General features: G+C 43.2%; 10 protein-coding genes. 2 read left to right on the forward strand and 8 right to left on the reverse strand.

Annotated elements, in window-relative coordinates; genetic code table 11:
• Positions 1–187: 187 nt before the first annotated feature.
• From OCU28_RS12755 to OCU28_RS12780, 6 genes are all read right to left on the reverse strand, one after another.
• Entirely contained in the window at positions 188–1,198 is a 1,011-nt protein-coding gene (locus tag OCU28_RS12755; RefSeq protein ID WP_065209619.1) for an IS110 family RNA-guided transposase, read from the reverse strand.
• Positions 1,199–1,815: 617 nt separating this feature from the next.
• On the reverse strand, positions 1,816–2,352 hold the full coding sequence (locus OCU28_RS12760) for a DUF1415 domain-containing protein (protein ID WP_261818065.1): 537 nt from the start codon (positions 2,350–2,352) through the stop codon (positions 1,816–1,818).
• Entirely contained in the window at positions 2,349–3,071 is a 723-nt protein-coding gene (gene nfsA, locus OCU28_RS12765) for an oxygen-insensitive NADPH nitroreductase (protein WP_261818066.1), read from the reverse strand. The genes OCU28_RS12760 and nfsA overlap by 4 nt, the downstream gene beginning before the upstream one ends.
• 620 nt (positions 3,072–3,691) lie before the next feature.
• Positions 3,692–4,642, reverse strand: a complete 951-nt coding sequence (locus OCU28_RS12770) for a LysR family transcriptional regulator (RefSeq protein WP_261818067.1) — start codon at positions 4,640–4,642, stop codon at positions 3,692–3,694.
• A gap of 126 nt (positions 4,643–4,768) precedes the next feature.
• Positions 4,769–5,962 (reverse strand): OmpP1/FadL family transporter, encoded by a 1,194-nt coding sequence (locus OCU28_RS12775; RefSeq protein ID WP_261818068.1) that lies wholly within the window; start codon positions 5,960–5,962, stop codon positions 4,769–4,771.
• Positions 5,963–6,062: 100 nt separating this feature from the next.
• Complete coding sequence (locus OCU28_RS12780) at positions 6,063–6,950, reverse strand: LysR family transcriptional regulator (RefSeq protein ID WP_261818069.1); 888 nt, start codon at positions 6,948–6,950, stop codon at positions 6,063–6,065.
• Positions 6,951–7,114: 164 nt separating this feature from the next.
• On the opposite strand from OCU28_RS12780, the gene OCU28_RS12785 reads away from it, so the two are divergent.
• Both OCU28_RS12785 and OCU28_RS12790 read left to right on the forward strand, forming a co-directional pair.
• On the forward strand, positions 7,115–8,119 hold the full coding sequence (locus tag OCU28_RS12785; RefSeq protein WP_261818070.1) for a zinc-binding dehydrogenase: 1,005 nt from the start codon (positions 7,115–7,117) through the stop codon (positions 8,117–8,119).
• An 87-nt stretch (positions 8,120–8,206) separates the two neighbouring features.
• Positions 8,207–10,606, forward strand: coding sequence for a glycoside hydrolase family 2 protein (locus OCU28_RS12790; RefSeq protein ID WP_261818071.1), 2,400 nt, complete (start codon positions 8,207–8,209; stop codon positions 10,604–10,606).
• Between the two features lie 71 nt (positions 10,607–10,677).
• Here the strand turns inward: OCU28_RS12790 and OCU28_RS12795 are convergent, their stop codons facing one another.
• The gene (locus OCU28_RS12795; RefSeq protein WP_261818072.1) at positions 10,678–10,977 is read right to left on the reverse strand and encodes an isoamylase early set domain-containing protein; all 300 of its coding nucleotides are present in this window, start codon (positions 10,975–10,977) and stop codon (positions 10,678–10,680) included.
• Positions 10,978–11,216: 239 nt separating this feature from the next.
• Entirely contained in the window at positions 11,217–11,444 is a 228-nt protein-coding gene (locus tag OCU28_RS12800; RefSeq protein WP_261818073.1) for a cation transporter, read from the reverse strand.
• Positions 11,445–11,681: the final 237 nt, after the last annotated feature.

The raw sequence follows: 11,681 nt of genomic DNA on the forward strand, positions 1-11,681 counted from the left end.
ATTTATTATTGTTTCGGGCCGTGCCCGTTTGGTATGGGAGTAATTTAGATTTTTTATGTGAAGGTCTAATGAAGAACAGGTTGCAGTGCAGTGACGTTGTTATTGCAGATTTGTTTATGGTTGAGTTGTGCGTGTCTACAGATCCCCGCCTTCGCGGGGATGCCTGTTAAACGACGTTGTCAAATTATTAGGCCCCAAAAGCCTTAATAGGATCGTATTTTTCACCACTGCTCAACAAGTGATAAGCGATCCTAATTTGCTTCTTAGCTAAGATACACAAGGCTTCTTTATAACTCCTTCCTTCTGCCCTCAGTTTGTCGTAGTAAGCTTTAAAATGTTCATCATGCATTGTCGCTCCCCAAGCAGAGCAGAAGATTCTTTTCCTCAAATAGGTGTTTCCTCGTTTACTCAGTTTGCCTTTCCCTCTCCACGTTCCGCTTTGTCGAATGCTGGTGTCCAACCCAACAAACGCTACCCATGAATGACAACTCTTAACCCTTCTATCCAGTTGGCTTAAAAGAGCTGCAGTGGTCGAAGAGATGCCTGGAATACTGGCTAAGATATCGGTGTCTCTTGCGCTTTCGTTAGTTTCAACAATCAAGGCCTCAAGCTCTCGAAGCATACGCTTGTGAAGCGACTTTAATTCCGCCAGTTTCGTAGCGAGCTCTTGTTGAACTTCATCTAACTCAAACCCTAAACCTTGATAAGTTTCCTCGAACAAACGAAGGCTACTCCCCATTTTCTGTATTAGCTTCTCTATTGCCTTTATTTGGCCTACTTTCAATGTAATCAATAGATTACGGTCACTTAGTTTAGTCGGTTTAGGCAGGTTTCTCTCAGTAAGACACATTGTGGCTAGTGTCTCAGCATCGACGGGATCTGTTTTAGTCTTGCGAATGTTAGCTTTGCTATGCTTGCTCGATTGCAATGGATTAATGACGTAGAGATTAAGATTATGCTTTGAAAATACAGAGACTAACTTGAGATGATAGTGGCCGGTTGATTCACAGATTATTTTACCTTTGTACTGCGATTCTACGAGCTTTTCAGCCAACTTTTCTATCGACTCTACGGTGTTGTTAAGTTGATACAGAATGGTTTTTCCTGCCGTTAATCCAGCAAAATCTAGCGTCTTTTTAGAGACATCAATGCCAATAGCGGTACAGTTTTTTAACTGCGAAATAGAGAGAGTTTTCATAAATCTACTATCCTTACATTGAAAGGTAAGAGCGATTCATGGCTTTTTCATATCGGTTAAAGATCTTGTGCGATTACCTGTTATAGAAGCTCAGAATCGCTAGAGCGAGAAGAGACTTTGGCATCCCCAGAAGCTCGAAGCCTTTGACGCGTTAGTCTCTTCTTCTCACCCTAGCTTAGTCCCAGATAATTTACTTTATTTGGGACTACTTCTTTTATATGACGATTTTAAGGTGTGGTGGTTGTGGAGCGTAGCGATGAATCGATGTATCGATGACGTGTCCCACAGGGCCAAAGAACCACAGGACCACAGAACCGCTTCTCCCTGTTGCTCGGGTTTAGGTTTGAAATCGAGACCATGATTGAGGTCTGAGTATCTACAGATCCCCGCCTGCGCGGGGATGACGGTTTTAAGGTGTGGTGGTTGTGGAGCGTAGCGATGAATCGATGTTTCGATGATCTGCCTCACAGGGCCAAAGAACCACAGAACCACAGGACCACAGAACCGCTTCACCCCCGCCTGCGCGGGGATGACGATATTGGAGTGGTTGTGGGGCGTAGCGGTGGTTCGATGTATCGGTGAGATCACCGATAATCCAGGCTCTAGCCCCGTTCTATCTACAAATACGGAAACAGCTTGGCTTTTTGCTTGTCGCTCAAGGCTTGTACGCGCTCGATGTTATTATCAGGGATAGCTTCAGGGTTAGGGTAGTGCTTTAAAACTCGTTCCATACTTTCTTCTCTGATCAAATGAATAGTAGGGTAAGGGGAACGGTTGGTTAGGTTCTCTGCATCATCTGGTTCTGTCCCACCAAAGCAATAATCAGGGTGGAAGCTCGCGACCTGATATATGCCTTCATAGTCCTCTTGCTTCAATAGAGCATCTACCCAATCTAGAAAGAAGTTATAGTCCATAAAGTCATCGAGCATATTAGCTGCAACAACTAAAGTAGTTTCTAATTGTTGGGGAGGCGTGCTATCGAGCTGTTTAAGTTCCAATAAGATAAATTCTAATAGGGCTTCTTCTGTTGTTGCATCGGAAATGGCTATTTTTATCTGATTTTTCTTATTTGGCTTGTGTGCAAAAGGGCACAAATTTAGCCCGATAACGACCTGCTCAAGCCACGCCTGTGTTTGTTGGTGTATGTCATTCATTTGGTACTAAAGCCCTGACTTTTTATGAATTCTTGCATAAATGGGCGGGTTTCTTTACTTAAATTTGTAGTGATCTGTTGTGACCAGCTTCCAACTTTATTATTGCTACTACGGGTTGCGTAGTAGTCTGAAATCTGTTGGTCATATTCTGCTAAGGCTTGTGTGTTAAGGGGTTGATAGCTATTTTCGTGTACCAATATGCTCTTTGGAAGTCGAGGTTTAACCTCTGGTGATTGATCTGGGTAGCCTAAGCATAAACCGAACAGTGGCAGAACATTTTGTGGTAGCTCTAAGCAATCAACGACTTGGTCTGGATTATTACGTAATCCGCCAATATAGACACCACCTAAATCTAAAGACTCCGCCGCAGTTAAGCAGTTTTGTGCCATTAATCCAGCATCAATTGCGCCAATGAGGGTCTGTTCTGTAAAGCCTAATTGAGCTTGTGGATGGATCTGTTGGTGTCTTTGGTAATCGATACAGAAAACCAGAAACTCTGCGCAACTTGCAACATAGGATTGTCCGCCAGCGCATGTGGCAAGTTGTTCACGCTTGTTGCTATCGGTAACTCGAACGATAGAAACACATTGTATAAAGCTGGAGCTAGAGGCTGCGATGCCGCAATCTAAAATGGTTTGTAGTTGTGTATCAGAGATCGCTTGCTTGGTGAATGCGCGAATAGAGCGATGATTTAATAGGGTTTCGATAGTAGGAGTCATTGGGATAGTTGCCTTAGTCTGTTTTGTTTTAGCTTAACAATTGCAGTGTCTAGTGCAAAGAGCTAATCCCAGCTGGTGATTGAAAATGTGCTTCTAACCCTATAAATTATAAACAAAAAAATACCCCTACCAGACTGGCTGGAAGGGGCGAACTTATAACGCAGCAATCCTGCTACAAACACATTCCCTAATACTATCCCTGATATGGTTAAATCCGTTAACCTTATCCTGTCACATCGTCATCCCGACGGTGTCCTGCGTTCAACTGTCCTTGTTAAACGTCGTTTCATCCAGAAACTTTGCCTTTAATGGTGTTATTTCCAAATAACGGGGCCAACTGGCCACCCTTTAAAGACTTTGCCAACTCCCTGTCGACACACTCATAGTACTATTTTGCCGCTTGCGTACAATGACAATAGTAGATTTTACCCGCTGGAATATTATTCACTAAATATCTATTCGTTATAAAACAATGACTTAATTATAGATGATGGATTTTATGTTAAAAAAAAGTTATCGACTCTCACGCTTCTTGTAAGCGATCTCTTACAAAGGCATGGGCGAAACTCGTATCTAGTCTTTTAATAGTGACTACGTGAGAATATTTCTCTTTAAATCAGCTATTTATCATAGATAAAAGCACGACCTCGCAGGGTGCTCAGTATCAGATTTTTTAACCATTGGTGAGGTGCACTGTTGGACGTACGTCTGTGCTCTAATAGGTATACACCAATATCCAATTGACCTTGCATGCTTAAGATAGGCACCAGTTGATGTTGAAAATTGTCCACTGAGCCTAAGGTATGAGTAGAAACCAGTAAGCTATTGGAGCCCTCCATTGCATCAATTAGGGTATTCACTTGACCGCTTTTAAAGCTGATATTACGACTTAATCCCAGAGGTTTGAGGTAATCGTCAATAGGGTTTTGCGAATCTGCATCTGAGCGCAGGTCGAGATTTAAATCCATGAACGGATAATCCATACAGTGTTCAATAGTGACATTATCTTTATCAGCTAAAGGGTGATTCTTCATTCCATAAATGACACCGTAAGTTGTACCAATAAGCTCACTTGGAAACTCATCGCTGTTGGTGGGAGTCGTTACATGGATGGAGAAATCCACTTCTCGTTGCTTGAGCAGTTTCTCGGGATCTTTAGCTGCTGGGTACTCTAACAAACTGGCATTGGGTGCAGTTTGCATCAACTGTTTTACCAGTGGTACTGAAAGTTGGCGACTCATTAAAGGCGGCAAAGAGATCTTAAAGGTTTGATCGCATAATTCAGGTGAGAACTTGGTGCTGTCTATTAGCTTGTTCACCGACATTAAGATTTCGGCAAGGGGTTCTTGCAGGCTAATTGCCTTGTCGGTAGGTTGTAAGCCTGCCGATTCGCGATAAAACAAGGGGTCATCAAATACGTCTCTAAGGCGCTTTAAGGTGCGACTCATCGCGGGCTGTGAAAGATAGAGAGTTTCAGCAGCGCGTGATACGTTTTTTTCTTTTAGCAGTACACTAAGGGAAACCAAAAGGTTTAAATCTAATCGAGAAAGCTGTTGTTCCAATGTCTTCATGGTATCTACTTTAGTAATAATGAAACAAAATATTATTTGGTTAATTAATAATGTAGACAGGAGTCACAAAAAAAGCGAACCACTAGGGATCGCTTTTTCGATCATACTGAATATTAGGTCGGTGGATTAGAAAGTGTAGCTTGCTCCAACAAAGTGAACCTGCCCAATAAAGCTGCCTTGTAGTCCGGCATCCGCTCGAATGCTCTGCTGGTCGACATCCATCTCTCCGAAATCTGCGTATTGGTAGTAAAGATCTAAGGTGCTAGTTTTGAAGTCTTTAGATAGCCCAATTGAGTATCGATGCTGCTCTCCTACGGGTAAATCAGGAGATTGATTTGCGCTGTCATCTAAAGGTGAAGTCTCATATGAATAACCCGCTTTTAATGTCCAACTGCTGTTGTTAAGTCGATGCTGTGCGCCAAATCCAAAATGCCAAACATCGTCAAATTCGCGATTAATTACATATGGATTTTGGGTAAAAGAGAGGTCAACAACGGTTTGTTGCCATTTACTCCAGTCATGCCATTGTACCGAGGTAAATAGGCTTGTTTGTGGACTGAGTTTATAGCTAGCACTGATATCTAGCATAGCCGGAGTTATTAAAGGAGCTCCGTAGCTACCAGATGCAATAACGTTGCTTCCAGAGATTACTTTTGAGTCCCCTTCAAAGTCATGCTCAAGTTTTGAGCGATATGCAATACCTAGGTTTACCCGTTCGGTGACGTCAAACATCATGCCTAGGTTAAAGCCCGCCGCAAAGCTGTCACTGGTTGCAAGCTCTATAGATTGGGTGTTGGCATTGATAAGGGCATAATCTAACTGCACTCCGAACGCGATAGCGGCTCTATCGTCAATTCTATAGCTAACCGAGGGGTTGAATTGATACGTAACCAGAGCCACATCGGTCAATTGGTTTGCGCCTTGCCAATCATAACCATAGTCAAGCGCCGCTCCACCGCGTGATGAAAACGCTAAACCTAAGCTCCAGCTATCACTTAAATGATGATTACTAAAATAGCTTACGATTGGCATAGTCTTGTTAGATTCAGCATCTGATCCAGCAATCGATCTGTCGTCCTCATACGCCATGTTGAGGTTCAGCACAGTACCACTAATAGTATGCTTTTCTTCATCCATGAAACTTGCTGTTGCAGGGTTTGTCCAGATAGCGGCGGGGCTATTGGTATAAACCCCATCTCCTGCACCGGCAGTACCGAGGTTTGCGTATCCTGCTTCGCCCAAAAATATACCGCTGGCATTGGATATACCGGGAACAATTAAGGCAATAACATAAGTAAGGTAAGATTTATGACAGCGCATCGAAATGGTCTCTGTATGGAATACCATTCAAGTGTGGGGTGTTATTACTATGCAATCAAGTTTATATTTTCTATATCAGATATAACAATAATGCATATGATTATCTGAGGCTCTCTGAGATGAGGTGTATGAACCTTTGATAGCGGGCAGCAAGGGGGCGATTCGCTTTATAGATCAAAAAGAGTTGATCTTTAACCGGTTGTTTTGGCTGATAAATATTGAGTTCATTGAACCAAGGTGAAGATACGACGGCGCTCTTGGGAAGTACAGTAAAACCAATACCGTGCACAATCGGATACAAGATTTGGTTGAGTTGGTTGATGTAGCTTACCCTTGGGATTTTTGAGACCTGAATTGAAGACAGATGCGGCTCACCACTTTCCCTTAAATAGCGAGAAACATAGTGCTCGGCATCGGGGTGCTTGATCAGCCCAAGCTCAACAAGAGACTGTTGGGTTACCTTATTAGAGTGTATGGAATTCGGTAGTACCAACAATAATTCTTCATCCCCAATATGGATAACCTCGAGCTCTGCGCTACTTGGTTGTTGAGTCACTAATCCTAGGGAGGTTATGCCATTTAATACATTGTCAATTATCTTGGAGTTTGGGGCGGCCTCAAACTCTACACTGAGTTTGGGATGTTGCTGTTGAATGCCTATAAACATTGGATAGAGCCATTGCGCTAGTGAACCCGAACAAGACAAGGAAACGATACCTTGGTTTTCATCGTCCACTTGCAGTTCATTGAGTAATAGCTGTTGCTGCTCGATAAGCTGGTTGGCATATTGATATATACGCAGCCCCTGTTCGGTTAACTCAAATCCCTTGCCTTGTTTTATAAGCAGCTGTACCCCGCAGGCTTGCTCCAATTTTTGGATATGCTGTGTGACACCCGGTTGAGTCATAAACAGGGCTTGAGCTGTTTTAGTAAAGTGATTTACTTCAACCAAGGTCTTGAATGTTTTTAGCCAGTTTGGATTGAGCATTAGAATTGGGTGTCAGTATATGTTTGATAGCATTATACTTTATTTATTATGTATTAGCCTTAGCGGTTAAATTTAGCCTGAAATCTGTAGCTTGTGGTAATTAGCCACAAACTACAGTCAAAAAGGCTAATTTATCGACTCAGTATCAATTGGAGAATATCCCTATGAAAGCTCTGACCTATCGTGCAAGTGACGATCAGTTTATTTTGAAACAGTTACCTATGCCGCGTATTGAAACGGAGTGGGATGTGATTGTAAAGGTAGATGCAGCGGCGTTAAACCCAGTTGACGCTAAAATCCACCTCTGGAAATCAATGGTTACCGAGATGGACGACAATTTTGTGGGTGGTTTAGATGTAGCGGGTGAGATTGTTGCGGTTGGTGAGAAAGTGATTGAATGGAGCGTGGGCGATCGTGTGCTCTATCATGGCAATATGCGCCGCTCGCAAGGCGGGTTTGCGCAATACGCAGTCCATGATTCGCGCACCCTTATCGAACATCCTGACGTGAGCTCAATTGTTGCTGCCGCGACGCCTTGTGCAGGTTGGACGGCATGGAATGCGTTGGTGGATAAACTGGATATCATCAATCGTGAGTCGATCTTTATAGCTGGTGGCTCAGGCGGGGTTGGTAGTTTTGCTATTCAATTAGCCAAGCACTACAAGGTGCCGACAATTATTACCACCTGCTCTGAAAAAAATCATGATTTTGTGACAAAATTAGGTGCCACACACTGTATCGATTACCGTAGCGCCGACGTTGCCCAGTTAGTTACAGATATAACCAAGGGTAACGGGGTTGATGTTGCGCTAGATTGTGTGGGAGGGGATAACGATATCCTTTGTAGTAAAGTCTTAGGTTATCAAGGTCATATGGTCGAGCTTGTACAAAACGTTCGCCCGCAAGCCTATGATGATGTTTTCTTGCGTGGATTAAGCTTTCATCAGCTGAGCTTAGGCTCTGGGCATGTGAACCACCGTAAGGGGCGCAACTCGATTGTCAGTGCTGGCAATGCGTTTAACTTGTTACTTGAACAAGGAGAGGTGATCGTACCTCAACTGGAGGTAATTAACCTTGAAAGCGCCGCCGAAGTATTAACTAAAATTCGACAGCAGCGTACGGTGGGTAAGGTGGTCATCTCGTTTGATCAGGCAGGTTCAAGGATCTAGAACCCTAGCTGTGTATGTCGTCACAGTAACTATTCAATAAGTTGCTTAATATTTTGAGTCAATACGTGACTCAAAGGTTAAATGTCTATGTCCTGCATAAGCTTAGATGGTACTTGGCAACTGCTCTCACCTCAGCACCCGGAGCTGAAAGTTCCAATTGTTATGCCCGGAGATAATCACTGGGCACTGTATCAAGCCAAGCTTATACCTGATCCTTATTACGCAACCAATGAGTCACAAGTACAGTGGGTTGGTGAGAGTGACTGGTATATCGAACGCCAATTTCTGATAAGCGATACCGATCTAGCCCATGAGGTATTGCAACTCACATTGAGCCGGGTAGATACCTTTGCCCAGATATGGGTTAACCAGCGATTGGTGCTTAATTGCGGCAATATGTTTCGTCAGTATCAAGTGGATATTAAGCCGTATCTGCGCCAAGGGAATAACCATATTCAGATCCGGTTTTCACGCGCAGATGTAGTGGGGCAACAATTGGCCACGCAGCAGCCGTTTTATATTCCATGGGCGAAGGGCAATAATCAAATTCCGTATATGAACCTAGTGCGCAAAGTGCAGTGTCATTCGGGTTGGGATTGGGGCATTTGCCTGATGGTTAGCGGTATCTATGACAGCATAAAGATAGAGCCTATTTCGCAATCTCATTTAGGGCAAATTAGAACCTCTCAACAGTGGCAAGATGATGGTTCGGTGTTATTTTGTGTTGAAGTAGAGTATCGCTGCCAGCACCCCTGCCAGCTACAGGTCGCTTTTGATCAACACAATAAAGTGCAGCAGGTTTCGAGTTCGGGAAATGGGCATTTTAGTTTTCAGATTGAAGCGCCAAAGCTGTGGTGGCCGGTTGGGTATGGCGCAGCCTATCTATACGATCTTACTATCACCTTGGGTAACAATCAGCTATCAAAGCGCATTGGATTGAGACAATTGCAGCTCAATACAAAGGCAGATGCGCTGGGCTCGGCGATGGAGTTTCAGATAAATGGTTTTCCTATCTCTGCCAAAGGTGCCAATTGGATACCGGTAGATGCTATGCCATCACTTGCCACCTCGACACGATATCGCGCTTTATTACAGAGTGCGGTCGATGCCAATATGAATATGATTCGGGTGTGGGGAGGTGGGCAGTATGAGTGCGATGAGTTTTATCAGCTGTGTGATGAGCTTGGGATCATGGTGTGGCAAGATATGATGTTTGCATGCGCACTGTATCCATCTAATCCAGGGTTCGTCGATGAGGTTGAACATGAGCTGCGCTATCAAATTCGTCGCTTGCGAGATCATGCCTGTGTTGCATTATGGTGTGGTGACAATGAGGTGATTGGCGCGCTGAATTGGTATGACGAATCTAAGGCCAACCGTGACAGATATGTGGTTAACTATGACCGTTTGAGCCGCACCCTTGCTCAGATTGTGATGCAAGAAGATCCTAGCCGGGTGTTTTGGCCAAGCTCACCGTGTAACGGTGATTTAGATTATGGGGATGCCTGGCACGATGATAGCAAGGGTGACATGCACTTTTGGGATGTATGGCATTCGAATGCCTCATTTGATGCGTATCTAGGTATCAAACCGCGATTTTGTTCGGAGTTTGGTTTTCAGTCATGGCCTTCATTTGCTGAGATAAAGCGCTTTGTTCCTGAGCAAGACTGGAATATTACCTCGCCAACCTTTGAATCTCACCAGAAAAACAGCCGTGGCAATAGCATTATTACCGAGATGTTCACCCGCTACTTTCGCTTTCCTAACGGCTTTGAACAGATGCTGTATCTGAGTCAAGTTCAGCAAGCAATAGCCATTAAAACCGGTTGTGAATACTGGCGGGCGATGAGCCCTGTATGTCGCGGGCTTCTCTATTGGCAACTTAATGATAATTGGCCGGTAAGTTCGTGGTCGAGTCTCGAATACAGTGGTCGTTGGAAGCAGCTCCATTATCACGCTAAGCGATTCTTCAGTCCTACTTATGGGGCATTTTTAGATACAGAGAATAGCCTGAAAGTGCAGCTTATTAATGACAGTCGAAATACGGGTGTAGTGACAGGCGTTGCCACGTATTTTGACTACCATGGTGAGGAGTTAAATGGCTGGGAGTTTGCCATTGAGGTGGATGCCGATAGTAACAACTGTGCACTAGATATAGATAAACGCAGCCTTACGCATATTGGCTTTATACATTTACAGGTGCAGGCATTTGGACAACGCATTGAAAATACTTGGTTCGCATCGACGAAGTTTAAACAGCTTCCAATACAGGATACCCAGCTTAAGTGGCAGATAGTGAATAATCAGATTGTTATAACCGCAGACAAACCGGCATTTTTTGTGCATTTAGAATGTGATGGTAATGGGCGCTTTAGTGACTCGAGTTTTACTTTGATAGGGAAGAAAACCGTTTCCTATAGTGGAGAGTTAGAGGAGTTAGCCAGCCTTAGGATCTATCACTTGGCGGCAAGTTATGTCGCACAGTAGCTGTCATTAATGAAGATGGGGAAGGCTTATTTTTATACCTTCCCCATTATGTGTTGCTATAGCTGCGGATACTAGGCGTTGCTGGTAGATAGCACGCTATTGTCACTACCCAAGCTATTTGGAGCATAACCATCAGCTTTAGGGTCGTTTTCCCACACTTCACCGTTAATCAGATAACGGAATTGAAACTGTTCTTCTTTAGGGAAGCGGGTTTTAAAGTTAAATGCTTTTTTGGCTTTGCTGTATTTCATGGCAACGGGTTGCCAATCGGTAAAGTCACCTGCAATCGATATTGACTGCTCGTCACTCTTCGGCCATTCAAAGGTTACTTCAACTTCATCTTTTGTTTTGAAAAATCGTTTTTTCAGCACAGTGGTATTTCCTTATAGTGTAATCGTGATTCTGTTCTAATTTTCAGCGATTAAAATCTACACTGCAAGTTTTTTGTAAAAATATAACGACATTTTAATGAAATGTTGATGAGATGAAGGGCTGTTTGTGTGCTTGTGTAGCGTGATCGAGTCTAATTGGTAGTAATAATAACAAAGATGCTAGCTGGGGAAGCTAGCATCTTTATTGTATTTTTGTATCTATGAGCGGCTAGTAACAGTTATTCATGCTCTGCTCTGCAGAAATAAGACGCTCGCCATATAAGATTACAAGAGTGTTGCATGGTATCGAGTAATTCTTTCCCTGACATTTGAGGGATGGCAAGTAACACCTTAGGGCCTATCTCTGAATCGCTAGCTTGATAAGCTCGAACATGGGTAAATGTTGTGTGCTCATTTCCTTTTAACATCGTACGACTTAAGCAGATGCCAAATGAGTCTTTATTCATGTCTAATCCTCCAATTGAATAGACGGAATAATTATCTCATAACCCTTTAGTAGTAGGGGATAATTGTGGTTATTTTATGAGCTAGATCATACAATCAAAGCCGTTTATTGGCTGTATTACGTTCATTTTGGGTCGTTTTTGATATTTGCACGTATTGATATATAGATATTTATTATCTGATTTTAGTTAAGTATTCATGTTGTGATTCTAATTATGCTAGACATGATTGAATAACGA

This window comes from Vibrio gallicus (assembly GCF_024346875.1).
Lineage (GTDB): Bacteria > Pseudomonadota > Gammaproteobacteria > Enterobacterales > Vibrionaceae > Vibrio > Vibrio gallicus.